Origin of the sequence: Microcoleus sp. Pol10D4 (genome assembly GCF_036701555.1) — a bacterium.
Taxonomy (GTDB): domain Bacteria; phylum Cyanobacteriota; class Cyanobacteriia; order Cyanobacteriales; family Microcoleaceae; genus Microcoleus.
On sequence record NZ_JAUBRA010000010.1, the window covers coordinates 76,966 to 103,474 of the forward strand.

23 protein-coding genes and 1 tRNA gene are annotated in these 26,509 nt (G+C 45.4%); 21 read left to right on the forward strand and 3 right to left on the reverse strand.

The features are described from left to right. Positions 1–62: 62 nt before the first annotated feature. The 7 genes from QUA36_RS08095 to QUA36_RS08125 all read left to right on the forward strand — a co-directional run bounded on the left by QUA36_RS08095 (position 63) and on the right by QUA36_RS08125 (position 7,980). A complete protein-coding gene (locus QUA36_RS08095) occupies positions 63–350 on the forward strand; it encodes a hypothetical protein (protein WP_333158958.1) in 288 nt (95 codons plus the stop codon). 97 nt (positions 351–447) lie between these two features. Then, a complete protein-coding gene (locus tag QUA36_RS08100) occupies positions 448–576 on the forward strand; it encodes a hypothetical protein (RefSeq protein WP_333158960.1) in 129 nt (42 codons plus the stop codon). A 27-nt stretch (positions 577–603) separates the two neighbouring features. Then, positions 604–1,050, forward strand: a complete 447-nt coding sequence (locus QUA36_RS08105) for an Hsp20/alpha crystallin family protein (protein WP_333158962.1) — start codon at positions 604–606, stop codon at positions 1,048–1,050. A gap of 126 nt (positions 1,051–1,176) precedes the next feature. Continuing rightward, the gene (locus tag QUA36_RS08110; protein ID WP_333158965.1) at positions 1,177–1,539 is read left to right on the forward strand and encodes a hypothetical protein; all 363 of its coding nucleotides are present in this window, start codon (positions 1,177–1,179) and stop codon (positions 1,537–1,539) included. Position 1,540: 1 nt separating this feature from the next. Further along, the gene (locus tag QUA36_RS08115; protein WP_333456618.1) at positions 1,541–1,924 is read left to right on the forward strand and encodes a hypothetical protein; all 384 of its coding nucleotides are present in this window, start codon (positions 1,541–1,543) and stop codon (positions 1,922–1,924) included. Positions 1,925–2,271: 347 nt separating this feature from the next. Then, entirely contained in the window at positions 2,272–2,673 is a 402-nt protein-coding gene (locus tag QUA36_RS08120) for a fasciclin domain-containing protein (protein ID WP_006634220.1), read from the forward strand. Between the two features lie 204 nt (positions 2,674–2,877). Next, positions 2,878–7,980, forward strand: a complete 5,103-nt coding sequence (locus QUA36_RS08125) for a PAS domain S-box protein (RefSeq protein ID WP_333456620.1) — start codon at positions 2,878–2,880, stop codon at positions 7,978–7,980. Positions 7,981–7,984: 4 nt separating this feature from the next. Here the strand turns inward: QUA36_RS08125 and QUA36_RS08130 are convergent, their stop codons facing one another. Next, positions 7,985–8,113 (reverse strand): hypothetical protein, encoded by a 129-nt coding sequence (locus QUA36_RS08130; protein WP_333456622.1) that lies wholly within the window; start codon positions 8,111–8,113, stop codon positions 7,985–7,987. 183 nt (positions 8,114–8,296) lie between these two features. On the opposite strand from QUA36_RS08130, the gene QUA36_RS08135 reads away from it, so the two are divergent. The 10 genes from QUA36_RS08135 to QUA36_RS08180 all read left to right on the forward strand — a co-directional run bounded on the left by QUA36_RS08135 (position 8,297) and on the right by QUA36_RS08180 (position 18,298). Beyond that, entirely contained in the window at positions 8,297–8,515 is a 219-nt protein-coding gene (locus QUA36_RS08135; protein WP_333158973.1) for a hypothetical protein, read from the forward strand. Between the two features lie 325 nt (positions 8,516–8,840). Further along, positions 8,841–9,926, forward strand: coding sequence for an amino acid ABC transporter substrate-binding protein (locus QUA36_RS08140; RefSeq protein ID WP_333456624.1), 1,086 nt, complete (start codon positions 8,841–8,843; stop codon positions 9,924–9,926). Positions 9,927–10,218: 292 nt separating this feature from the next. Continuing rightward, positions 10,219–11,433, forward strand: a complete 1,215-nt coding sequence (locus QUA36_RS08145) for an ABC transporter permease subunit (RefSeq protein ID WP_333456626.1) — start codon at positions 10,219–10,221, stop codon at positions 11,431–11,433. Between the two features lie 48 nt (positions 11,434–11,481). Further along, the gene (locus tag QUA36_RS08150; RefSeq protein WP_333456628.1) at positions 11,482–12,081 is read left to right on the forward strand and encodes a hypothetical protein; all 600 of its coding nucleotides are present in this window, start codon (positions 11,482–11,484) and stop codon (positions 12,079–12,081) included. Positions 12,082–12,103: 22 nt separating this feature from the next. Next, complete coding sequence (locus QUA36_RS08155) at positions 12,104–13,303, forward strand: amino acid ABC transporter permease (RefSeq protein ID WP_333456629.1); 1,200 nt, start codon at positions 12,104–12,106, stop codon at positions 13,301–13,303. A 49-nt stretch (positions 13,304–13,352) separates the two neighbouring features. After that, positions 13,353–14,105: an amino acid ABC transporter ATP-binding protein gene (locus QUA36_RS08160; RefSeq protein WP_333456631.1), complete on the forward strand. Its 753-nt coding sequence runs from the start codon at positions 13,353–13,355 to the stop codon at positions 14,103–14,105. A 116-nt stretch (positions 14,106–14,221) separates the two neighbouring features. After that, positions 14,222–16,240 (forward strand): excinuclease ABC subunit UvrC, encoded by a 2,019-nt coding sequence (uvrC, locus tag QUA36_RS08165; RefSeq protein WP_333456633.1) that lies wholly within the window; start codon positions 14,222–14,224, stop codon positions 16,238–16,240. A 143-nt stretch (positions 16,241–16,383) separates the two neighbouring features. After that, a tRNA-Gly gene (locus QUA36_RS08170) sits at positions 16,384–16,454 on the forward strand. A gap of 426 nt (positions 16,455–16,880) precedes the next feature. After that, complete coding sequence (locus QUA36_RS08175; RefSeq protein ID WP_333456635.1) at positions 16,881–17,558, forward strand: actin-binding WH2 domain-containing protein; 678 nt, start codon at positions 16,881–16,883, stop codon at positions 17,556–17,558. A 29-nt stretch (positions 17,559–17,587) separates the two neighbouring features. Further along, positions 17,588–18,298, forward strand: coding sequence for a hypothetical protein (locus QUA36_RS08180; protein ID WP_333456637.1), 711 nt, complete (start codon positions 17,588–17,590; stop codon positions 18,296–18,298). 172 nt (positions 18,299–18,470) lie between these two features. Here the strand turns inward: QUA36_RS08180 and mutS are convergent, their stop codons facing one another. Beyond that, entirely contained in the window at positions 18,471–21,098 is a 2,628-nt protein-coding gene (gene mutS / locus QUA36_RS08185) for a DNA mismatch repair protein MutS (protein ID WP_333456679.1), read from the reverse strand. A gap of 662 nt (positions 21,099–21,760) precedes the next feature. Between mutS and QUA36_RS08190 the strand changes: the two genes are divergently transcribed. The 4 genes from QUA36_RS08190 to QUA36_RS08205 all read left to right on the forward strand — a co-directional run bounded on the left by QUA36_RS08190 (position 21,761) and on the right by QUA36_RS08205 (position 25,300). Beyond that, on the forward strand, positions 21,761–22,927 hold the full coding sequence (locus QUA36_RS08190; protein ID WP_333456639.1) for a zinc-dependent alcohol dehydrogenase: 1,167 nt from the start codon (positions 21,761–21,763) through the stop codon (positions 22,925–22,927). Between the two features lie 27 nt (positions 22,928–22,954). Further along, positions 22,955–23,164, forward strand: coding sequence for an acetyltransferase (locus QUA36_RS08195; protein WP_333456641.1), 210 nt, complete (start codon positions 22,955–22,957; stop codon positions 23,162–23,164). Between the two features lie 372 nt (positions 23,165–23,536). Beyond that, positions 23,537–24,391, forward strand: a complete 855-nt coding sequence (locus QUA36_RS08200; protein ID WP_333158995.1) for a manganese catalase family protein — start codon at positions 23,537–23,539, stop codon at positions 24,389–24,391. A 228-nt stretch (positions 24,392–24,619) separates the two neighbouring features. Then, positions 24,620–25,300 carry an HAD family hydrolase gene (locus QUA36_RS08205; RefSeq protein ID WP_333456643.1) on the forward strand — a complete coding sequence of 227 codons (681 nt, stop codon included), beginning with the start codon at positions 24,620–24,622 and terminating at the stop codon, positions 25,298–25,300. Between the two features lie 40 nt (positions 25,301–25,340). On the opposite strand, the gene QUA36_RS08210 is transcribed toward QUA36_RS08205, so the two are convergent. Next, positions 25,341–26,495 carry an AAA family ATPase gene (locus tag QUA36_RS08210; RefSeq protein ID WP_333456645.1) on the reverse strand — a complete coding sequence of 385 codons (1,155 nt, stop codon included), beginning with the start codon at positions 26,493–26,495 and terminating at the stop codon, positions 25,341–25,343. Positions 26,496–26,509 lie beyond the last annotated feature (14 nt).

Here is a 26,509-nt window from a genome sequence, read left to right on the forward strand (position 1 = left end):
AGAAAAGGACAAGTTTTGTTTGCTTGTACCTTTCGGCAGTTTAGCTGAATTTACTGACTCTTATGAGCATTTTTCCCAATTTTCTTCGCTCTGTACTGCTGACCAGCCTGTTGAGCTTTGTCGCCCCCTTATTGTTAATCGGCGGGGGATTGACTAGCTTTTCGCTGATTGGCTTCGTGCCTGCTCTCCAAGGAGTTGGTCGTTCTGGAGAAGACCTGATTTTGCAGTTCTTAGCTACTTTCGGCAGTGGCTGTCCCCTCCAGGGTTTTTTCGTGATCGGTCTAACTTTTAGTTTGGTGGGTGCTTTGTTTGATACCTACGCTTCTTATCAGCATTCGCGGTGGAGTTAATCGAACCTTCGATTTTAGATTTTAGATGGGAATTCCTCGATCGAATCTAAAATCTAAAATTGCTGGGTTCGGGTTGGATCGGATACCCGCACCTGGGATGATTTTACAATACCGATCGCGAATGTTCGGAAATGCGATCGCCCTTTTTGCGGAAAACCGACTCCCCCAGTTTCGGGCGCTGGAATATATTAAATACAAGTTGAGTCAAGTGTTTCTCAACCCCTAAAAACTTCAGATAGTCGAGGTATTAGTTATGGCACTTATTCGTTGGGAACCTTTGCGGGAAATGGACTCCTTGCAGCGAGAAATGAATCGGTTGTTTGATAGCTTGACACCGGCAACCGATCGCGCATCTAACGGTGTTGCTTTTGTACCCCCCGCCGAACTCGATGAAACTCCCGAAGCGATCCACCTTAAGTTAGAAATTCCGGGCATGGAAGCTAAGGATTTGGACGTACAAGTAACCGCAGAAGCTGTTGCTATTAGTGGCGAACGCCGTCTGGAAACTAAGAGTGAAGATAAAGGCATGACTCGCTCTGAGTTCCGCTACGGTTCATTCCGCCGGGTGATTCCCCTACCCGCACGGGTTCAAAATGACAGCGTAGAAGCTGAGTACAAAAATGGAGTTTTGCACCTGAATTTGCCCAAAGCGGAAGCAGAAAAGAACCGCGTGGTGAAAGTGCAAATCGGTGGTCAATAATTGTTTGCCAGTTTAGTTAGTTGATTAATAGGGGTCACACTGCGCCCCTATTTTTTTTATTGATTATTGGTCATTGGGAATTTCTGCTTCCTCCCCTTCTCCAACTGTGCTAAACTAGAAAAGGCAATGGTTTGTGAGGATACTCGCGTGCCGAGTCAGGGAGTTGGAGGCAATGGAATTGCATCGGAATTTGGAGACTTAACCGGAATGACTCGTCAAGAAGTCGATGACTTTTTGCGCGGGCTGGGTGCAGAAATCAGAACTACTGGAGGGGGTTATCTTGAATACGAATTTGCCGATCGTTCGCGAGTCAATATCCGTCCTGATGGTGAAGTTGTACGCACCCCAGCTCCCACATACGGTTCAGATGGCAGAAAAATAAACAAAGGTTTGCGTCTTGACAAAGATGGCAGCTTGGTCAAAACACGAGATGAATTTGGCAATAAGATTCCTGGGACGCATAATACAGGAGAAAAAGTGAGTAATTAATATGCCCGATGACTACAACTTGCTTAATTTAGGTGGACTTACATCCCTCATCACAAATGTCAATGTGTCTTTGTGGGGGAATGAAATCTTATTTGAATGTATTTACGATCCTACAGGCGATCGATTGCCTTATAACATAGTATTTCATGACTGCCGAGACATCAGTTGGGAGGTGTTTCATCCTGAAGATGTCAAAGATCCTGAAGCTGATTTGATTGGTTTTCATTTGGGTGAAGACGCGCACCGGAAAGCAGCTTTAATTCATACTGACATTTTTGAAATTTCAATTTTGTACGGCAGTTTTAGCATTCACAAGGGAGAAAAATTCAATTCTGAAGATTTAGAAACAGAGGTTTTCGTATCACAAGCGCCAGCAGTATTGTAGCAATTTAAAAGCACCGCGCCATTAAATTGCCAAGGCGTTAGTAATATTATATCGGGTAAAATAACTATTACAGGACTTACGCACTCCGACTCCTCGAAACTGGGTTTTTTACCTAATCTGCGGGTTTTAACGAAGTATTTTCGTAAAAAACCCGGTTTCTGGCCCCCCAGATGTAAGTCCTATATTATTAGGTTTGTAGTGAGGAGTGAAGTCCTAATCAAAAATCTGAGGATTGAAGTCCTCACTAAAAAAGAAATACCAATTTTTCAAAAAAGACAGTAGGTATTGTTGCCCGCATCAGTTTACGATACTTAATAGAACTTTTTTCCCAGATGAGGTAAAACAAAATGCCTGATATTGTTGATATTGCCGTAGGTGCGGGTTCGTTCCAAACCCTCGTAACAGCCGTGCAAGTAGCTAATTTAGTAGACGCGCTCAAAAGTCCGGGCCCTTTTACTGTCTTTGCACCCACTGACGATGCTTTTGCGAAATTGCCGCCGGGAACTATCACAACCCTAGTGCAGAACGTTCCCCAACTGACGAGGATTTTGATGTTTCACGTCGTATCGGGGAAGTTTATGAAAGCTGATTTGGCAAAACTCGGTTTTGTTACTTCCTTGGAAGGTTCGCCGATTAAAATTGATTGTTCTGACGGCTTTGAGGTGAAAAATGCTACAGTTGTCGCTGCGGATATCGAAGCAGACAATGGCGTCATCCACGTCATCGATAATGTGATTTTAATGGGATAATTTCGCCGTCTAATCTCGCTGCGGGAGCCAAGCAGATCCTTTGCGGTGCCGCTTTGCTCCCGATCGCACGCTTTTTTTACCGGTTGAAGGTAATTTCAATATAAAACCGTTGTCTTTTCGTCGGATATATTTTAAAATGATTGTTTACAAAAATTTGAAAATCAATAATTATTATAATATAAGCAAACCAGTGTGGTGAGCACTATGCAAATCCTAGCCGCCAGCCTCAAAGCAAAAGTCCGCCAGCGTACCTTGGAACTGCAAGTTCTCAATGAACTTACTGCAAAAGTTCAAGCCGCTCTCAGTGCTGATGAAATTTGGTCTGCGTGTCTGGCATATCTCGATCGCCTGATTCCTGGCGCGGCGATCACAATTTTGACGCCACCGGACGATCGACTATACCTGCAACACTTGCAGCCGTTAAGTGCTAGCACCCGCTCCGAAATTGAAGGGCGCTTGCAAGCTGCTGGCGCTGAATGGCTTGCTGGCAATCGGGACTGGGCCCACAACATCACTCCGCCACCAATTGCTCAGTTTCAGTCGGTCTTGATGGCACCAGCCAACTCGGATGAAAGTGAAGAATTGTTGGGAGTATTTTTCATTGGTGCAGAGCAGGCAACTGCTTTTAATTTGGAACACCTTTGTTTGCTCCACACTGTCGCTCAAATTTGTGCAAAACAGTTAAATATTTTAGCAGTTAAAACGAGCCGGGTCAAGGATAAACTTCAAAATAATTTTGCTCTGGATTCGGAAAGTCAAGAACTATTGTTGCGGGCTGTAATCGACGAGGCCCCGGACAGAGTTTTTGCGAAAGATAGAAATTTTAGATACATTTTTGTCAATCAAAGTTTTGCTGAATATTTGGGGGAAAATGTTGAGGAAATTATCGGCAAAGATGATATTGAATTAGGGTTTTCAGCCGAATTAGTATTTGGCGATCGCAACGGCCAAATTAGGGGCATCCGCGAGGAAGATCGAGCTGTGCTGGCGGGGGAGAAGGTTCGCAATCCCTACCAGGCGATCGTCTTTGAAGGTGGCAAACAGCACATCTTTGACACGCAAAAAGTGCCACTGTGCGATGCAGAGGGTAATATATTTGGGGTTTTGGGTTTTTCTAGAGAGATTGGTCAATTGCAGGCCACAGATGAAGCCAGGAATCAAAGCCAAGCCAAACTGCAAAAAATTACTGCTAGCGTACCCGGTACGGTATATCAAATTGATTTGAATCCAGACGGCTCGATGGCCTTCTCGTTTGTGAGCGCGGGCTGCCGAGAATTGTATGAAATAGAACCAGAGGCTGCTCAGCAGAATTTTAATGTAATTGTTGACATGATTCATTCCGAAGATCGAGATGATTTTCTCAACTCGGTGACGCTTTCTGCTGAAAATTTGCAGCCTTGGCGGTGGGAAGGAAGAATTGTCACTCCGTCGGGAAAACTTAAATGGGTGCAAGGAGCTTCCCAGCCAGAATTCCAACCATCGGGGGAGATAGTTTACTACGGCTTGTTCACGGATATTAGCGCCAGGAAACAAGCTGAACTGAAGCTGCAACTTTATCAACAAATCTTTTTGAAATCCAACGATGCGATCGCGATCTTAGACGCCCAAGGCTATTACTTAGAAACAAATCAAGCTCACACGGCTTTGCTGGGTTACAGTACATCGAAATTGTGGGGGAAAACCCCGGCAAATCACATGGGAGAACAGGTATTTGCCTCGGTAATGCAAAGCTTGGCAGAAACAGGGAGTTATCGAGGCGAAATGACCTGTATTAAGGCTGTGGAAGAAGGAACAGTTGAGGTGGAGGTTTCGGCTTTTGCGGTTTTAAATGATGCTGGGGATGTAGTTTGCTACGTAAATGTCAAAAGGGACATCAGCGAACGTAAGCGAGCTGAGGAAAGATTAAAACTTTACCGAGAAATATTTTTAAATTCCAACGATGCGATCGTCATTATTGATGCTGACGGGTTTTTCCTCGAACAAAATCTTGCTCACCAAACGCTTCTAGGATACACAGACGCGGAATTAGATGCAGAAGCTTCGCCACTGGTTGCGGGGGAGCGCTTTTCGGCAATTGCTCAAAGTTTAGCGAAAACTGGAAGTTTTCGGGGCGAAATTACTAACTGCACTAAAAAAGGCCAGACGCTGGCGATCGACGTTGCGGCATACTCTGTGATTAACAACGCCAATGATGTAATTTGTCACGTCTGCGTCAAGCGCGACATTACCGAACGGAAAAAAGGAGAAGAAGAACGGCAAAAATTTGTGTCGCTGATTGAAAACAGCAGCGATTTTATCGGTATGGCTACTCTAAAAGGCCAAACGCTGTTTGTCAACGAAGCCGGACGAAAACTGGTGGGTGTAGAGAATCTTTCGGCAGTGCTTTATACGGAGATCTGGGATTATATTGGACCCTATTTTCAAGAGAAATTCAGTCAAGAGATTTTACCAACAATTATCAGTCATGGCCAGTGGCAAGGAGAAGGTCAAATGCAGCACCTGGCCACCGGACAACCCATTGATGTTGCGATGAATGCTTTTCTGGTCAAGCACCCTCAAACCACCGAACCGCTGTGCTTTGCTGCGGTAATTCGCGATGTCACCGAACGCAAGCAAGCTGAGAGAATGCTGCAGGAACAAGCAGAACAAGAACGGCTGGTTTCGGCGATCGCCCAGCGAGTCCGGCAGTCTCTAAACCTCACTCAAACTCTCAGCACTGCTGTACAAGAAGTGCGACAGTTGCTGGCAACTGACCGCACGGTAATTTATCGTTTTGATTCCGAGGAAACAGCGATTGTGGTTGTGGAATCTGTAGGGGATGATTGGATGCCCCTGCTGGGAAGAAAAGTTCAAAGAACCTCCTTTGGGGAAAGTTATGTATGGCTGTACAGTGCAGAAACAATTCAAGCAATGGCAGATATTTATACTGCCAATTTGAGCGAGGAACACCGAGATTTACTTGCTAGTTTGCAGGTAAGGGCTAATGTAGTTGTACCAATTTTTATAGGCGATGAAAGTCAGGGTTTGGCAGCAGAATATTCGCCGGAAACTCGAAGTGAACTGCCGGGAGGGAGTTTGGAAACGAGCCAAAATCGGTTGTGGGGATTGCTGATTGCCCATCAGTGCAGCGCTCCGCGTGTTTGGACTGATTCTGAGATGGATTTGCTGGGAAGGTTGAGCGTGCAGTTGGCGATCGCCATTCAGCAATCTACTCTTTTTGAACAAGCGCAGCAGGCCCGAGAAGCAGCCATAGAAGCGTCTCGAATGAAGTCGCTATTTTTAGCAAATATGAGTCACGAAATCCGTACTCCGATGAATGGAGTGATGGGGATGACTGATTTGCTGCTGAAAACGAATCTTACTCCCGAACAGCTTGACTTTGTACAGACGCTGAAACTCAGCGGCCAAAATTTACTCTCCATTATTAACGATATTCTGGATCTCTCCAAACTGGAAGCAGGAGAAATGCGGTTAGAAACAATCGAGTTTAACCTCAGCATCTGTGTGAATGAAGTGCTGGATTTGTTGGCCACTCCCGCACAAGAAAAAGGTATAGAAGTGGTGGCACTGATTGACAGCGACGTGCCGCTGCAAATTAAAGGTGATGCAGCGCGGTTGCGGCAAATCCTCACTAATTTGATCAACAATGCTATTAAGTTTACAGAAGCAGGAGAAGTGGTAATCGAGGTGGCTAATGCTAGTAATCCTGGGTTATTAGCAGCTAGCGATAATCAGAAAATTTTAGAGAATATCGAACCCTTAAAAATAGAAAACAATGACTCAATGCTCCTGCTATTTAAAGTGACAGATACAGGAATTGGAATTGCTCCCGAAGACAAAAGAAAGCTGTTTCAATCTTTTACTCAAGTTGATGCCTCTACGACACGAAAATATGGTGGTACGGGTTTGGGGCTGGCTATTTCTAAGGAGTTGGTGGAGTTAATGGCTGGGCAAATCGGTGTGGAAAGTACCCCTGGCCAAGGTTCGACTTTTTGGTTTACTGTGCCGACAGATAAGGAAAATTTAACTGCTGTCGGGACAGCGTGCGAAGTGAATTTTGAAACTGTGCTGGCGGGGCGAAAAATGTTAGTTGCCAGCGACAAGCCGACAGTGCGAAAAGTGCTAGTGAGAATGGCTGTTTTGTGGGGAATGGAGGTTGAGGAGGTTGAGAACGGTTGGATGACGATCGCATCTCTGTACAAAGCTGTCAGCCTTAATTCCCCTTACGATATCGTTTTGGTTGATATTCAGTTGCCGGAAATGGTGGCGGGAAGTCTCGAACGCTTGAGGATTTCTGAGCCGGCAATGCAGCAGACAAAGTGGGTGGTGCTGACTTCAATGACTCAGCTTGCAGAGGCGAAACGCTTGGTAGATAGCGGTTTTAGCGGGTATTTAACTAAACCTGTGAAAGCTCACCGACTATTTGATTGCTTGGCAAATGCGATCGCCCCAATGACGCTGATTGATGAGCCGCTGGCAAATTCAACTTCCAATCGAGCCTCAGCTATTGACAACCGGGAGTTAGCAAGTTTAAAGATTTTGTTAGTTGAAGATACTCCTATCAATCAAAAAGTTGGTCTCAATCAACTCAGAGTTTTGGGGTGCACTGCGGATGTCGCGAATAACGGTGCAGAGGCGCTATCTATGGTTGCTCTGAAAAAGTATGACATTGTGTTGATGGACTGTCAGATGCCGGTTTTGGACGGTTACGAAGCAACGCGGGAATTGCGTCGCCGGGAAGTGGCAGATGCTGCTGGGAAGATGGAGCCACATCAAAAGACGGTGGTGATTGCGATGACGGCGAATGCTTTGAAGGGCGATCGGGAAAAGTGTTTGGCGGCGGGCATGGATGATTATATTAGCAAACCTATTGCGATCGAAAAGTTAAAATCGGTACTAGCAAATTGGTCGGCTAAGCTAAAAATTGAAACTCCCAAGTTTAATGGGGAGGAACTTCAAAACTCTGATCCCGATATCGAATCGGTAGTCGATATGGCACGTTTGCACGAAATTTCGGGCGCTGATTTAGAGTTTGAGCGGGAAATACTGCAAGCTTTTGTGGTGGATACTGCTAGTTATTTAGAAGCTGCTAAGGAGGCGATCGCCTCGGCAGATATGGAGACACTCGCCCGCCACGCTCATCAAATTAAAGGTGTCAGCGCTACGGCGGCGGTGCGGTTAATGCCCGATATGGCAGATCAGCTTCAAAGTCGGGCTGAATCAAATGATTTGGAGGGGGCTACAAAAATCATCGCTGAATTAGAAATAATTCTCGCGAGGGTTGAAAAGTTTGTGGCTACCGAGTAATCAATCAATTTTCTTTGGAACCGGGCGATCGGGCGCGATCGCGCACGGCTCTTGGCAGCCCCCGCGAGCGATCGCGTGTAAAGATTGTTAATCTTTTATCAAGATATTTATCCCAATGTGAAGGAATTGGCAACTCTTATAACATCTTGTGTGTTGTAACTTGTGACACTACTGTATTAAGTTATTGTGGTCAAATATAAAATAATCATTAAGCCGATGGACATGAGGGTGCTTTTCGTCTATCGGCTTGAGACACCAAGACCAGCTTTTCGCTATGCCCGCCCATTAAGTGCGTATTTACGCTCAACGAGGTTTTATGACTCCAGTCATGTTACGCCAACTCTGGTCATTAATTGAGACCACCCAAGCTACTCTGTTAGTCAATTTAGACGATGCCACCCTGGTACAGTGGCTGCTGAAGCAGTTAAAGAGCAACTCTGCGCTCAATGGCAAAGAAGCAGATTTATTGGACGAATACATCCAGTCTCGGCTGTGCCTAATCCGCGATTTAGCTGAGCAGCGGCTCGCACCATAGCTATTGTGAGTGGATTCAATCAAAATCGGATAAATATTCCAGGGAAAGGCGATGATCGCTCGCGCTGGGCAGAAATAGCAGAAAAGAAACCGGGTTTCAGGGATAAATTTTAGGTTTGACGACCAGCCCTCCAGCCAGAAACCGGGTTTCTAACTTTGGGCTCCCAGCTTGCTCAAAAAAAACAGGCGGGTAGTCGGTGCACTTGCCGCTGTCGAGCACCGGATGCAGAACGGCTAATTTGAAACCAGAGGCTGTGTAGATCGCCGATGCCACAGTTCTGACAGCTACAAGGTAGGATTGTCAGGAAAGCGTTCTATTAAAATCTATGCGTAAATGGGGATTTCTGCTGCTAGCAAGTGTGTTGTTTGTGGCACCGTTGGCGTCTTGTAGGGATCGATCGGCACAAACCGGACAAACAACAGCAACAAATGCAGCAGGCGGCAACTCGCAACAAGGTTCCAGCCGGATAGATACAATTGTCAGCCGCGGCAAACTGATTTGTGGCATCAGCGGCGAACTGCCGGGTTTTAGCTTTGTAGACGAAAAAGGCAAATATTCGGGACTGGATGTGGATGTGTGCAGGGCTGTGGCGGCGGCAATATTTGACGATCCCGAAAAAGTCGAGTACCGAAAGCTCAATGCTAAAGATAGATTTACAGTTTTGCAGGCGGGAGAAATCGACATTCTCAGCCGAAATACTACCTACACCGCGAGTCGCGACAGCACTACCGGACTGGAATTTGCCCCGGTGATCTTTTATGATTCTCAAAGCATCATGGTCAAAAAAGACAGCGGCATCAAAAGTTTAAAAGATTTTGCGGGCAAATCTATCTGCGTGCAGACAGGTACGAGTACCGAACAAAATTTGTCCGACCAAATGCGAAAAATAGGAGTTAAATACACTCCTGTCGTGTTTGAAGATGTGAATTCTACCTTTGCTACCTATCAAGAAGGTCGCTGTCAAGGTGTTACTGCCGATCGATCGCAACTTGTTTCTAAGCGCACAACTCTGCCGAATTCGGAGAATAATGTTGTTTTGCCGATCGTGATGTCAAAAGAACCGTTAGCCCCAGCAGTAAAAAGCGGCGATCCTAAATGGTCGGACGCGGTGAAATGGATTATTTTTGCGGCGATTGAAGCTGAAGATTTGGGAATTAATTCAGGAAATGTAGACAAAATTGTGGCAAGCACTACTGACCCGAACGTCAAACGTTTGCTAGGAACAGAAGGAGATTTAGGTAAAGGTTTGGGACTCCCGAACGACTACGCCGTCCGCGTTGTGAAGAAAGTCGGGAATTATGGGGAAATGTACGATCGCAACCTCGGCCCCAAAAGTACACTTAAGTTAGAACGGGGCCAAAACAGACTCTGGAAAGATGGCGGTTTGCTTTACTCGCCGCCGTTCCGTTAATTTTAGTTAACAGTTGACTGTTGACTGTTAACAGTTGACTGTTGACTGTTAACAGTCACGCACCAAAGCTATGTAGAGTCCGTGACTTGAAAAATCCCGATCGCCAATCGAGTAACTATCAAGTCATATCAAATCCGGTAGCATCGGAATTATTCATTTCTGTATTCTCTCCCTCTGCGTTCTCTGCGCCCTCTGCGGTTAAATCATTCCGATGCAACCGGAAACGATATCACGAACCAAAGCTCAATCTCGCCTGGATTTGCCAGCAGATTTATCAAATATAATTTAAGTTATGAACCCAGAACCTCAACCGGGCAAATCACAGAAATTGCCCAAATTTAAAGATATATCAAAACTGCTGCGGGACGATCGCTTCTGGAAAATAGCCGGACAGGCGATCGCCCTAATTTTAGTAATAGTTGTTATCGCGATTCTTTGGGACAATCTCAGTGCCAATTACTCGCAACTGGGGATTGCATTTGGATTTGATTTTCTCAATTCCCAAGCATCCTTTGACATCGGCGAAAGCGTGATTCCCTACAGTCCCGAAAACAGTTACAGGCAAGCTTATTTTGTCGGTTTAATCAACTCGCTGCGCGTGATGGGCCTCGGCATTATTTTCGCAACAGTTGCGGGTTTGACGGTAGGAATTGCGCGCCTTTCCGACAATTGGCTGCTGCGAAGTTTGGCTGGTTTGTACGTAGAAATTTTGCGAAATACGCCGTTATTGCTGCAATTATTTTTCTGGTATTTTGCAGTTTTCATTTCCCTGCCAAAACTCGAAGACAATCAGCAGATGAGGGGGCCGATTTACTTGACAAATCGCGGCATTGCTGTACCTTGGCCTGTGGCTTTGCCGGGTTTTGAGATTTGGTTGATTTTGCTAACTGTCGGAGTTTTGGCGGCGGTGGCGCTGTGGATGTGGCGGGCGCGGGTGATGTTGGAAGAAGCTAAACCGGGAAGACAGTTGTTTTGGGCTCTAGGTGCGATCGGGCTGAGTGCAATCTTAGCTTTGATTATTACCAAAAATCTGCCTTTTCGTCTAGATGTTCCCCGCCTGACACCAGCATTGCAACTCGAAGGAGGATTAAAATTAACTCCAGAATTTGCAGCCCTGGTGACAGGACTCAGCTTGTATACTGGCAGTTACATTGCAGAAATTGTCCGGGCCGGAATTCAGTCAGTATCGAAAGGTCAGTGGGAAGCGGGAAAGTCTTTGGGGCTAAAGTCTGGAACAATGATGCGGATGGTAATTTTGCCGCAAGCTTTGCGGGTGATTGTGCCGCCTTTAACCAGTCAGTATCTGAATTTAGCTAAGAATTCGAGTTTAGCGGTTGCGGTTGCTTATCCCGACGTTTATTTTGTTGTGGGCTCTCCGACGTTGAATCAGACCGGTCGGGCGATCGAAGCAATGTTAATTATCATGGTAACATATCTAACAATTAGTTTAATAGTTTCTCTGTTCATGAATTGGTACAATAAAACCGTACAAATCAAGGAAAGATAAAGAGTTAATGTTGGAAAATTTACAACGGCGAGCAAAGGAACTAGAAAAATGGCGTACAGTGATTTTAGTTTAGAAGGCGCAGTCAAAACATTTGAATTAAAGTATTCGGAAGTCGCCGATTTGTTTGGCAAAGAACCCAACTTAGAATGCAGCCAACTACTAGCCGAAACTCTCAAGCGCAGTGTACCTTTAGGTCTGGCAAATAACACCCAGAAATCCCGCGCGGAAATGATTACAGCACCAATTTTAATTGAACTTAGAGAACAATTACAAAATCGAATTAGCTTATTTTCCGGTATTGACTTTAATGTTGACTCCGAAAGAGGCTTAGACGGTAGTTGCGATTTTCTAATTGGCAATTCATCAGGACTTTTGTTAGTTGTTGCACCAGTCATTATAATTGTAGAAGCAAAACCGGAAAATCTCAATAGTGAATTGGGACAGTGCGTCGCCGAAATGCTAGGCGCTAGAATATTTAATGAACGTGAAGGGAACGAGATCCCTGGGATTTATGGGGCTGTCACTAGCGGCACTACCTGGAAATTTCTCAAATTAAAAAACCAAGTAATTGAAATAGATTTGACCGAGTATTACCTCACAGAGGTTAAGAAAATTTTAGGTATTTTAGCCAGTGCAATTAATAATTAATAATTAATAACCAACAAATAAAATGGAAACAATACCTGTACTTCCGCCCCCAGCCACAGAATCGCCTACCCCTTGGAATTGGGCGCGCAAAAATTTATTTAGTACCTGGTACAACAGCATTCTGACAGTAGTTTGCTTAATTGTCGCCTTCCAAACTATTAAAGGAATTATCGTTTGGGCAACAACAAAAGCTCAATGGCGCGTATTAGAAGCCAACTTGCCGCTATTTTTCGTCGGCAGATTTCCCAGCGAATCCTACTGGCGGCTGTGGATAGTAACGGCGATAATTGCCTTGTTGGGAGGATTAACTTGGGGAAACATTCAGCGGCAAGAACGTCTTTGGAATCCGCCTTTACTAATTATACTCGGTGCTGCGGTTGTGGGTGCGGTCATTTCGCCGATCGACCTAACCTCTCGCCTATACCTCTTAGGAATTATTATCGCAGCAGCCGCCAGCTATGCCATCGGGAGGCAAATTCACCCAAAAATCATGGACTGGATGCCTGCAATTTGGGTTCTTTCCTTCCCAATAGTTTTGTGGTTAATTAAAGGCGGGTTGGGTTTGACAGAAGTGTCAACAAATGATTGGGGCGGTTTAGTATTGACGCTGTTTTTAGCAGTTATTAGTATTGTGCTTTCCTTTCCTTTGGGAGTATTGCTAGCACTAGGGAGACAAAGTTCTTTGCCAGTTGTGAGATTGTTATCAACATTATACATTGAAATTATTCGCGGTTTACCCTTAATTGGCATTTTGTTTTTAGGTCAAGTGATGCTGCAACTCTTCTTGCCGCCCGAATATCCGAAATTGGATAGAGTGATTAGAGCCATTGCTGGATTAACCTTATTTAGTGCAGCATACTTGGCAGAAAACGTGCGCGGTGGCTTGCAAGCCGTACCCAGAGGACAAATAGAAGCAGCTAGGTCGATCGGGCTAAATACACCCCTACTCACAATTCTCATTGTACTGCCTCAAGCATTGCGAATAGTCATTCCGGCGATCGGCGGTCAATTCATCGGATTATTTATGGATACATCCCTGCTATCTCTATTCGGAATGTTAGAATTAATCGGAATATCCCGTGCAGTTTTAGCTAATCCATCTTATATCGGCAGATACGCCGAAGTTTACATATTCGTCGGCATCATTTATTGGATATTTTGCTACTCAATGTCCCTAGCCAGCCGCAAAATAGAGCGAACTTTAGGCGTAGGTCAAAGGTAAAAAAAATCTGCGTTCATCTGCGTTCATCAGCGGTTTAAAAATAAAAAATATGGAAACTAAACCCACAATCCCAGAACAAGTAATCGTAGCAGAAAACGTCCACAAATGGTACGGACAATTTCACGTACTGCGAGGTGTCAGCATGACCGTAAACCGGGGCGAAGTCGTTGTCGTGATGGGGCCATCGGGTTCGGGAAAATCGACGTTTATTCGCACATTCAACGCATTAGAAGAATACCAACAAGGTAAAATTACGATCGACGGAATCGAACTTTCCCATGACTTACGCAATATCGAGACAATTCGTCGCGAAGTAGGAATGGTGTTTCAGCAATTCAACCTGTTTCCTCACTTATCAGTTTTGCAAAACGTCATGCTAGCGCCGGTGTGGGTGCGTCGCTGGTCCAAGAAAAAAGCTGAAGAAGTGGCGATGCAACTGTTAGAAAGAGTGGGAATATTGGAACAAGCAAAAAAATATCCCGGACAGTTGTCAGGGGGGCAGCAGCAGCGGGTCGCTATTGCACGTTCTCTGGCCATGCAGCCTAAAATTATGCTGTTTGATGAACCGACATCAGCATTAGACCCGGAGATGGTGCGGGAAGTTTTAGATGTAATGCGAAATTTGGCTCAAACGGGAATTACAATGGTAGTGGTGACTCACGAAGTCGGGTTTGCGCGCGAAGTTGCCGATCGCATTGTGTTGATGGATGGCGGTGTTTTAGTGGAAGAAGCCCAACCAGAAGAGTTTTTTCAGAATCCGAAGGAAGAACGCACCCGCAAGTTTTTATCTCAGATATTGTAACTGATTTTCCAGTTTAATAGGTGGGTTTGGCGACGGTAGCAGCAGTCCAAATCGGCACAATTAAGGTAAAATAAAAGATTGTACAATCAGTCTCTATTTTGCTGAGATAGCTTGCAATGCCATCCACAAAAACTCTGCCGTTAGTTAAAGACTCGGAACGCCTAGAAAGTCGCCTCAAAGAAATTCCGGCGGTTCCTGGTGTATATTTAATGCGAGACGAGAGCGATCGCATCCTTTACATCGGCAAATCAAAAAAACTCCGAAACCGCGTCCGTTCCTACTTCCGCGAAAGCCAAAATCTTAGTCCCCGCATCGCGATGATGGTGCAGCAAGTGCGCGAAATTGAATTCATCGCCACCGACACAGAAGCAGAAGCTTTGGCGTTAGAAGCAAACCTCGTAAAACAGCACCAACCTTACTTTAATGTCCTCCTCAAAGATGATAAAAAATATCCTTATTTGTGCATAACTTGGTCTGAGGAATACCCGCGCATTTTTATCACCCGCAAACGCCGCGCAGGTAGTGCCAAAGACCGCTATTACGGCCCTTACGTCGATACAGGGGCGCTGCGGAGTACGCTGCATTTAATTAAGCGGATTTTCCCGCTGCGGCAGCGCCCTCAACCGCTGTTTAAAGACCGTCCCTGTTTGAATTACGACATCGGCCGCTGCGTTGGCGTTTGTCAAGGGTTAACTTCGCCGGAAGAATATCGAAAAATTATCCAAAAAGTAGCGATGATTTTCCAGGGAAGGACTCAGGAATTGCTTGATATCCTGGAGCCGCAAATGGAACAAGCTGCCGAAGATTTAAACTTTGAAACGGCGGCGCGCCTTCGCGATCAAATTAAGGGTTTGCAGTCTTTGAGTGCTGGTCAAAAAGTATCTTTGCCAGACGATACTGTTTCCAGAGATGCGATCGCACTTGCGGCAGACACCCAGCACGCTTGCGTCCAATTGTTCCAAATTCGTGCAGGTCAATTGGTTGGAAGATTGGGATTTATGGCGGAAATACCGCCCCAACCCCCCGTTTCCCAGGAGGGGCAAGAGTTATCTCAACTTTCTCTTTCCTCCCCTCCTGGCCAAGGGGGGGAACGAGGGGGAGTAGAGGCCGGAGCGATTTTGCAGCGAGTGTTGGAAGAACACTATCAAAATGTCGAATCTGTAGAAATTCCTAGCGAAATTTCTGTGCAGTACGAATTGCCAGAAGCGGAAATATTAGCAGATTGGTTGAGCAACCGTAAGGGACGAAAAGTTACGATTTTGACGCCGCAGCGGCAAACTAAGGCTGAGTTGATTGAGATGGTGGAACGCAATGCTGAGTATGAATTGGCGAGAATGCAAAGATTGAGCGATCGCAATTCTCAAGCAATGGAAGATTTAGCAGAAATTCTCGATTTGCCAGAAGTTCCTCGCCGCATTGAAGGTTACGATATTTCTCACATTCAAGGTTCTGACGCCGTAGCTTCCCGCGTGGTATTTATTGACGGTTTGCCGGCCAATCAACACTACCGCCATTACAAAATTAAAAATCCTGAAATTAAATCGGGTCATTCAGATGATTTTGCTAGTTTAGCAGAAGTTATCGGTCGCCGATTCCGAGGATTGAAGGAAGAAGAAAGAGGGAAGAGGGAAGATGGATTTAGCGATTTAGAAGAACAGAAAGAACTCAGCAATTTATCCTCCGATTCTCCTACTATTTCCGACAAACCCGACTTAATTATGATAGATGGCGGCAAAGGTCAACTGTCAGCAGTTGTGGCTGTTTTGCGGGAGATGAATTTGCTAGAAGAGTTGCGCGTTGTCAGTTTGGCAAAGCAGCGAGAGGAGATATTTTTGCCGGGGGAATCTTTGCCACTGCCAACTAATTCTGAGCAGCCTGGAGTGCAATTATTGCGCCGGGTGCGGGATGAGGCGCACAGGTTTGCTGTGAGTTTTCACCGCGATCGCAGAAGCGAGAGAATGAAGCGATCGCGCCTTGATGAAATTCCCGGATTGGGACACCACCGACAAAAACAATTGTTGGCACATTTTCGGTCGATCGACTATCTCCGTTTAGCGACTCCCGAACAGTTGGCAGAAGTTTCTGGGATTGGCCCGCGTCTGGCGCAGCAAATTTACGATTATTTCCACCCGTAAAGTCTTACCCAGCATGGGATACGGGGATTGTAGGCGCGATCGGGTCGCAAGTCCCGATTCAGCCAGCGGGAGGGAGGTATTCAAAAATTTTGCACAGGCCTATTGCAATTCCCAGAGACGTGTGGTATGTTTAGTTTCTGTGCGCGGGCATAGTTTAGTGGTAAAACTTTAGCCTTCCAAGCTAACTATGCGGGTTCGATTCCCGCTGCCCGCTTGCGCCTACAAAAACCTCAAACCAACGAGAAATCAACGGTTTGAGGTTTTTTATTGTTGATTTTTGCGGTTGTCCAGGGGTCTAGTTGACTCAAAATTGGATACAAATTGGATACAAAATGACTACGATTTGACTACGGAACGACCAAACTGAGTATCAACTGAGTATCAAATGACTACCCGATCGCCCTTTTTGGAGACAATTTGGAGACAAATGAATACAAATTGAATACAAAGCATACCTGTATTCAGTTTGAGTCGTTTAGCTTTGCAAGTAGCTCTCAAAACGCCTCCACATCTGAGTTTGTGGTGAGCTGGGTCCAAGAATAATTGGTTAACATAGAGTGCCCTGATTTGCCAAGCTTGCCGAGCGCACTCAGCTTGAGTTATGACTGATTCGGAGTTGCATCAGTCACAAGGAGAGCCCGTGAAATATTTTTCAGTAGTAATGTATTTGCTGCGGGAACGGCAACAATTTCTCGAAGAAATTCGCCAAGGTGTCAAGCTTAAATCTAAAATTTTCGGTTTGTTGATTTCTAGTACCGTATTTTTTGGCATTTACGGAGCGATATTAGGTGCCTCTAGTACGTGGATGCAATGTCTAGTTTCAGCAATTAAGTTGCCAGCACTTTACTTGCTGACGCTGATTATCTGCTTTCCCACACTGTACTTTTTTAATGTCATGTTTGGTTCCAAACGAACTTTTGAACAGTATTTGACATTGTTGATGACAGCGATGGCGATGATTAGCGTTTTGCTGTTTGGATTTGCACCTGTTAGTTTGTTTTTCCTCATAAGCAGTACCAATTACAATTTTTATCTGTTGCTGAATGTTGCTATTATGGCAATTACAGGATTTTTGGGAGTAAGTTTCATTTATCAAGGAATGCACTTTCTGTCCGAACAAGATGCCGAAGGCAAAGATATCAGACTAAATATTTTGCGCTTTTGGTTGGGACTCTATGCGTTTGTTGGTACTCAGTTGGGATGGACGCTGAGACCGTTTTTTGGGTCGTCGGGAATGGCTTTTGAACTCTTCCGAGACCGAGAAAGCAATTTTTATATGAGTCTGTGGCAATCAATTATGTCTCTAGGAGGATCGTAATTAATCCCAATTAAAGGAGATTTTGAAGAGTGATACAAGCGGATTTGGAACAGTTGAAAATTTCTGAGAAGGAGTTGGAGGATTTGAGCGGCATAGCTTTGAGTGACGGTTTTGCAGGGGATTTTTACCGGCCTGCAGCACTCCGGGACGGGAAAAAGCTGTTTTCTCTTTTGTTGAATGAGTTGCTGATATTTTGCTTGACATTAGTTGTTTCGCTACCTGTTGCTTTACTGGCTAATAAACATAATGTTGGTTTATTTAGCGATTCAGAGATATTTGTCCGTGTTTTACAACTAACTTTGGGTTTGTCGCTGGCGATTACTGTTGCTTGGAATGTCTATAAATGGGTTAAGGCAAAACCTCTGGTAACGCTGGCGGGCCTGCTGGATGAAGTTGAGAAGTATCATGAGGTGATTCAGGCTTTAGATATTATCGATCGCCTAACGGATGCTGGCAATTTACAAGCCAATTTAATTAACCGAGGAGATGCAATTGAAGCATTAACAATTACTAGAGAAAGTTTAGTATGTGCTTTGAAAACAGAGAGAATTCTCAGGGAAAATCAGCAATTTATCGGTCGCCGTTACGAGCTATTTGCTAATATTGAAAGTAATTTAGCTGCTTTGATGGCGGTGGAGGTGAGCGATCGGGCGACTGAATACGGGCGATTGCTAAATGAGGCTTTGGAAATTGGAATGAGCGTGCACAAAGAGGTAAGAAAGTTGCAAAATGGCAAGTGAAATTGAGTTGCAGGTTTGTAATAAAGACTTTAGTCTTTAAATCTAAGCTTTTAAGGCAGAGGCAAGTGTCGCAGTTGTAGGGTGCGTCAGACATCGATCCTTTCGATTTTAACAGGTTTGGACGCTCTGACGCACCCTACGCATCTACAAACTTTTTTATCAACTTAAAGTTTTAATCATCAAAAATATCCAACTGTTCGCCCTCCGACTCTTTTTTGCCATTTTTTTTAACACCTTTCCGCAGCCCGATCGCAATTTTGCTATGTTTCTCAATCTGCTTCATCACCTGTCTCGCCCGGTCAATAACCGACGGCGGTAAACCAGCTAATCTGCCCGCTTCAATTCCGTAAGATTTGTCAGCACCTCCCGGCTGAACTTGGTGCAAAAATACGATTTGATCCGGCAATTCTTTCACTGTCACCTGATAATTTGCGACATTATCTAAAATAGAAGCTAACTCATTTAACTCGTGATAGTGAGTCGCAAAAATTGTCCGCGCCCGAATCTCACTTGCTAAATATTCTGCTACAGACCAAGCAATCGAAAGTCCGTCAAACGTCGCCGTTCCCCTGCCAATTTCATCTAACAACACCAATGATTGCGGCGTTGCGTGATTGAGAATATTTGCAGTTTCGTTCATTTCCACCATAAACGTAGACTGACCGGTTGCCAAATCATCTACGGCACCGACGCGGGTAAAAATACGATCGCAAATTCCCAAACTCGCAGCTTTCGCCGGCACATAACTGCCCATCTGCGCCATTAACTGGATCAAACCCACCTGCCGCAAATAACAACTCTTGCCACTAGCATTCGGGCCGGTTAAAATAATTAAATCTGGGCGGTTTAGCGAGTCTTCACGACCCAAAAAAGCAGAATTAGGTACAAAAAATCCCGGCGGCAAAGACTTTTCCACCACAGGATGACAACCTTCAATAATTTTAATTTCCCGACTTTCTGTCATAGTCGGGCGGCAGTAATTCTGGTAAACTGCTACTTCTGCCAAACCGCACAAAACATCGGCCGCCGCTACCGTGCGGGAAACGTTGCGAATAATTTCGGCGTGTTCTCCTACTTCCGATCGCACTTGAGCAAAAATATCGTATTCCAATTGATTTAAATCGTCCCGCGCCGTCAGAATTCGCACTTCCCTTTCTTTTAATTCTTCAGTGCTGTAGCGTTCTTCATTGGTGAGAGTTTGCTTGCGGGTGTAGTCCTTCGGCACTTGGTCTACTTTCGATTTCGGAATGCTGATGTAATAGCCGAAAGCTTTATTGTAGCCTACTTTTAAATTAGCAATTCCGGTGCGTTTTCGTTCATTTGGCTCTAAATTATTCGCCCATGCTATGTCTGCTGATGCAGTTTGGCGCATTTCATCTAGCATGGGATTAATTCCCGCTCGAATCAAACCTCCTTCTTTTAAATGAATCGGCGGTTCGTCAACTAAATGGGCGTGAATTTTACTTGCTAATTCTTCTAAAATTGGCGGTACATTTTGCAGCGCTTTCAAATATGGCGAGATCCCTTGGGCTGCGATCGAGGCTAATTCCGGCAGTTTCGAGAGAGAATCAGCTAAAGCGACCAAATCCCGCGCGCTAGCTGTTCCAGAACCGGCGCGGCCTGTCAGTCTTTCGATATCGTAAATTTGGCGCAGCAACTGCTGCAAATCTTGGCGCAGGGCGTTATTTTCTACTAATTCTTGAATCGTGTCGTGTCGGGCGCAAATGCCTTTAATGTTGAGCAAAGGTTGCAGCACCCAGCGGCGCAAAGCGCGACCTCCCATTGCGGTGCTGGTTTTGTCTATAGCCCACAGTAGCGAACCGTGAAAAACCCCATCTCTCACTGTTTGAGTAATTTCGAGATTGCGGCGGGTTTGGTAGTCGAGTATGAGAAAATCGGTGAGAGTGTAAGTGTGCAATCTTTGCAAAGAAACTGCTTTTTCCTTTTGAGTTTCTTCGAGATATTGCAACAAACCGCCGGCGGCGCGCACTGCGAGGGAAAGGTGGCCACATCCCATGCCTTCGAGCGATCGCACTTTGAACTTTTGCAGGATTCTCTGTTTTGCTTCGGACAAACTAAACGGAACTTGCGATCGCAAAGAATAGCAGAATGAATTCGGCAAACAATCGGGTAAATGCTCGGATTTCTCTCCGGGCCTCAACATAGTCACCAAATCCGGCGCATTAGTCGGTACCAAGACTTCCGAAGGTTGCAAGCGCAGTAATTCTAAGGTTAATTGTTCTAAACTATCTGCTTGGGTAGTGACAAATTCTCCCGTAGAAATATCTGTATAAGCCAATCCCCAATGTTCCCCAGCGATGACGACTGCTGCTAAAAAATTATTTTGTCTGGGTTTGAGCATTCCGTCATCAGTCAAAGTTCCGGGAGTGAGAATGCGGGTAATTTCTCGCTTGACTTGACGACCTTCTTTCGCAGCAATCGAGGCATCTTCAACTTGGTCGCAAACTACCACAGCATAGCCTTTTTCTACTAACATTGACGTGTAGCGATCGAGGGCGTGGTGCGGCACTCCTGTCATCGGCACTCTACCAATTTCTTTGCCGCTTTCTTTACTCGTACAAACAAGTTCTAATTCCCGCGAAATCGTAACTGCATCTTGGAAAAAACACTCAAAAAAATCTCCCACTCGAAATAACAAAAGTGCGTGGGGATACTGTTCTTTCACTTCCACATACCGCTGCATCATCGGCGTTAGCTTGGTGAATTCTAGTAAGCGGTGGTCGGCATTGCGGATGTTGGGTTGAGTGGGGTCTGTTGGGGTAGATGCAGTGTAAGGCATAAAAGGCGATCGATAAATTTTAATCTTTAACAACTTTACCGCAAGCTCGGCTTTTAGTTATAACTAATGATACAATATTTGACTATAAATCATCCTTAAGCACGGTGCGTTATTCTCCAGATTCAGATGGAGTGTGGAGCGATACAAAAGTCATGCACCCTATTTGATAATCGATCAACCCGCTTTTAGTTGAAAAGTTTTCGGTCGCTTTTTATCTAAAGTGAGCCACGATAGCGGTTTTAGTGAGATCAAGTGAGGAGAAACTATTTTTTGTGAGATGAAAGCGATCGCCGATCGACAAAAACAACCTCATCCATCTCGTTATTAGCTGTTCTAGCAGATGTTGAACGAAGACCGAAGTTGCAATCTTCCGCAAGGATTTTAGCAATTAAGAACGTCCTAACCGTCGGGCGTGGTTGCTATAACTGTTGGCGGTTAACAGAAAAATGTAAAATTTCCCGCACTTGAGGGGCATAAACTTTACATTTTTGGTATTGAAAACAGCCGGAAGATAGATTTATAAATTATACCTCGGATAGAGAAACTAAATATTTTATATACTTAAAATTAAAAACATCCAAGCGAGTAATTTATCAGCTTAGTAAAGGTAAGATTTAGAATCAAAAATTTGCTAGCTAGTAGTTAACTAGAGGAAAAAAATAATGAAAGCTCTTTGCTGGCACGGAGCAAATGATGTGCGCGTTGATAATGTACCAGACCCAACAATTATCAATCCGCGCGATGCAATAGTTAAAATCACGTCTACAGCAATCTGCGGCTCAGATTTACACCTCTACGATGGCTTCATCCCGACAATGCAATCGGGCGACATCATGGGGCATGAATTCATGGGGGAAGTAGTCGAACTCGGCAGCCAAGTCAAGAACTTAAAAAAGGGCGATCGCGTCGTCATTCCTTTTACTATTTCTTGCGGCAGTTGCTTCTTTTGCAACCGCGATTTGTGGTCGCTGTGCGACAACTCCAACCCCAATGCTGGGCTTGCTGAAAAAATGTTCGGTCATTCCCCGGCGGGACTGTTTGGCTACTCGCATTTAACGGGCGGCTATGCAGGCGGACAAGCAGAATACGCGCGGGTTCCGTTTGCAGATGTCGGCCCTTTAAAAATTCCCGACGGACTTTCTGACGAACAAGTATTGTTCCTCACCGATATCTTTCCTACCGGTTACATGGCGGCCGAAAACTGCGACATTCAGCCGGGGGATACGGTAGCAGTTTGGGGATGCGGGCCAGTCGGACAATTTGCGATCAGAAGCGCGTTTATGCTGGGGGCCGATCGAGTAATTGCGATCGACCGCATACCGGAACGCTTGCAAATGGCGGCCGCGGCAAAAGCTGAAATCATCAACTACGAAGAAATGGACGCCGGGGAAGCCGTCACCGAAATGACGGGGGGACGCGGGCCCGACTCTTGCATCGACGCGGTGGGGATGGAAGCCCACGGCACCGGTCTCGACGCTTTGTACGACAAAGCCAAGCAAGCCGTGCGGTTGGAGAGCGATCGACCTACGGCCCTGCGACAAGTGATCCTCGCCTGTCGCAAGGGTGGCACAGTGTCAATTCCCGGCGTTTACGGCGGCTTCGTTGACAAAGTGCCATTAGGTGCAGCTTTCAACAAAGGCTTGACCATGAAAATGGGACAGACGCACGTTCACCGCTATTTGCGGCCTTTGCTCGATCGCGTTCAAAAAGGCGAAATTGACCCGTCTTTTGTAATTACGCACCGAATGAAATTGGATGAAGCGCCCCACGCCTACGACATTTTCAAACAGAAAAAAGACAACTGCATCAAAGTTGTCCTCAAACCCTAACTCGCATTCAATTGACAAGGAAAAACTATGCTTTTACAAGAAAAAGAATCAGGCGACTTGATTGAAATCCTCGATGTAGATGCTTTAATCAGCCCTACAAAACAAGAAGTGCCGGGAAAAAATCAAGCTGGTCAAGAAGAGCAAGAGAAAGCAACTTTTCCAAAAAGTAATTTAGTCTTTCCTTCCGGTGAAACTTTGCCGCGCTGCTGGACTGAGGAAAATTATCAAACTCATTGATTCCACTGCTTCTCCCCATCCTGCTTAACAAGTGGGGGGACTCGAATCGAGGGGGATGAACACAGCACATAAGTGTCCACTAAACCAGAAAAACCGCTCTCCAATAGGGGTAAAAACCCCAGCAGCAGGGCGGTTTTGACGTATTTTTTGACACCCGGAGGACACAGCGCTGTGTTTGTTTAAATAGAATGTACGATCGACCAAATTTAATATGGTCTTTAGTTACCGGGCCCGAAAAACCGCATTAAACCAAAGTGATAGAAATAACCGGGTTTGAGTTAATTTCTTTCTGACTAAAAGCTGATTCGCCTCGATCGTTGGCAGCGTTACAACTAATGAAAGTTAATCAAAAACACTTGGAAGGAATTCCTCATGTTTTACCATAAGAAGCCACTACAGTATTACAAAAGACCAGAAAAGCCAGATGCAGTTTACGCCAAGAAAATACAAGAACTAATTGGCGGTACATTTGGCGAAATGACTGTGATGATGCAGTACCTATTTCAAGGTTGGAACTGCCGAGGCCCTGCTAAATATCGCGATATGCTGCTTGATGTCGGTACAGAAGAAATCGGGCATATCGAGATGCTAGCAACTATGATTGCTCACTTGTTAGATAAAGCTCCTGTATCTGTGCAAGAAGACGGTTTCAAGGATGCTGTGGTGGGTGCTGTGATGGGTGGAAACAGCCCGCGAGATGCGATCGCCAGCAGCATGAATCCGCAGCACGCAATTGTATCGGGTTTGGGCGCACTTCCTAGCGACAGCGTAGGGTATCCCTGGAACGGTCGTTATATCGTTGCTAGCGGCAATCTTTTAGCAGATTTTCGCTCGAATTTGCACGCCGAATCGCAAGGAAGATTGCAGGCTGTGCGGATGTATGAAATGTCAGACGATCCGGGCGTGAAAGACACCCTGAGTTTTATGATCGCCCGCGACACGATGCACCAAAATTTGTGGCTGGCGGCGATCGAAGATTTAGAAAGTTCGGGAATAGAAACAACCCCCGTTCCGAGTTCCTTCCCGCAGGAGTTGGAAAAATCAGAATTTGCTTATCAGTTTTGGAATCATTCTGAAGGTTCCGAAAGTAGCGAGGGACGCTGGGCGAAAGGCAAATCAATGGACGGCAAAGGCGAGTTTGAATATGTAGCCAATCCCCAACCGTTAGGGCCAGAACCAGTACCGCCGCCGCCCGAACCAAAATTGCACGGCACTGGCATGAAATAGCCACTCAAAAAGTTAATAGTAAGGTGGGCATTCCCCGATTGACTAATTAAGTAATCAAGGAATAACGTCCTTACTACTAACCTCCGAAAAACTAAAGTTCTTACTACTAACTACAGGTTCGTAGTAAGAACTTTACTCGCTGATTTGCTAATTAATTAGTTAACAACTGAAGTTTTTAATACAAATCAGGTTTTGGCAAGAAGTCTAATAAATAAGAGCAAATAACTTATGGAATTGCAAGCAGTAATTCTCGATATTGACGGTACTCTGACGCTCAGCAATGACGCCCACGCTCAAGCTTGGGTAGAGTCATTTGCGGCTTACGGCTACGAGGTGCCGTTCGAGAAAGTTCGCCCGCTAATTGGCATGGGAGGCGACAAAGTTATACCCAAAATGGTATCAGGACTTTCCGACGAAGCAGGCGACGGGAAAAAGATTGCACAGCGGCGCAAAGAACTGATTATTAACCGCTTTTCTCCCGATCTTTCTCCAACCCCCGGTTCGCGGGATTTGCTGTTAAAAATGCAGCAAGAAGGATTGCGGCTAATTATTGCTACTTCATCTACCACTGAAGAACTTTCCGGTTTGCTGAAAGCTGCACAAGTTGACGATTTATTGGATCAAGCCACGACATCTAGCGATGCGGAAGCTTCTAAACCGGAACCGGATATTGTGGAAGCTGCTTTGAGCAAATTGCAGATGGAAGCGAGTCAGACTGTGATGTTAGCTGATACTCCTTACGATATCGAAGCTGCGGGCAAGTGCGGGGTGCCTGTAATTGCTTTTCGGTGCGGAGGTTTCGATGATGCTTCGCTGGCAAATGCTGCGGAAATTTACGATCACCCTGCTGATTTGTTGGCGCATTATAACGATTCTATTTTAGGGAAAAAGCAATTGGTAGCGCGTTGAAGTAATACGGCTAACTGCGGCGAATCGCCCCTAAAGTAACCTAATCGGTTACGATCCGATCGACTTGATGCGCTTCTGTGATATCTGGAATATCCAGCCGCGCAGCTAATTTGCGAATGACTGCTTCCGGTACTGTTGCTGTGCGCGATCGATTCCGCTGCAATATTTCTTCGAGAGGTACTTCCAGGTAAACAATGCGAATTCGCGCTTGATAATCTGCAAAGAAATTTATTAATTGCTGGCGCATTTGTTTAGTAGTGTTGGTAGCATTCCATATAAAAGAACGCCCCAATCTCATATATTCCCGCGCTCTATTTTTGGCTTCCATTATTACATTGCCGGGAGTTTCGTCGGGAGGGACATTCATCTCTTTTCGCAGTGCATCCAGCGAGATTACTGGCAAATCTGGGAGATTTTTCCGAATCCAATAATCTTTACCGCTTCCTGGTAAGCCAGACATCAAAATTACTTCGCATTTAGTGTCGTCAAATGCTTCGTAGTCCGGGTTTCCATTCTCTTTGCGGAAGTAGATAAATCGGCTGTGTGCTGATGGGAATTGTCGGGGAGAATCCAAACAATTATTTTCTTGACAAAACTCCCGAAATAGTTCTATTTTATCGAGCAGTTCTTGTCTGTCGCTACACAGTCGGCCGCGCACGTCTGCTTCGGCTAAAAGTGCGAGGAAATCGCAGCGGACAACTTGACTAACTTTAATTACAGACTGCTGCGGGTTGGGTTTGTCGATCAGCCAGATGGGTAAACTGCCGAATTGGACGATCGCCACAACTGTTTCGCGAATGTCAAACTGCACAGGCGGATCGAATTGGGATAAAATTTGTCTGACCATTCTCGCACCTTGGCGGGCGTGACCTTTTGAACTAATTCTGCCGTCGGCTTCGATTTTTGTAAAGATTGGTTTGGCGACATCGTGCAGCAAAGCGGCGGCAAAAAGTATCGATCGCTCTTTTGTGGGAAGCTGCCGCCAATTTGGAGAAGATATTAATGCTTCGCAGACCATTTTGGTGTGAATAAAAACATCTCCTTCGGCGTGGTAAATCGGGTCTTGCTGACATCCTTTGAGGCTGTCAATCCAGTCGAAATGCGTTTGAATACCTTCCCAATCCAGGAACCAATTGGGCGGTTCGGGACAAAAGGGAAAAGTCCAAGGCGGCGAGGGCGATAACAGTGCATTCATAAATTCACCTGCTG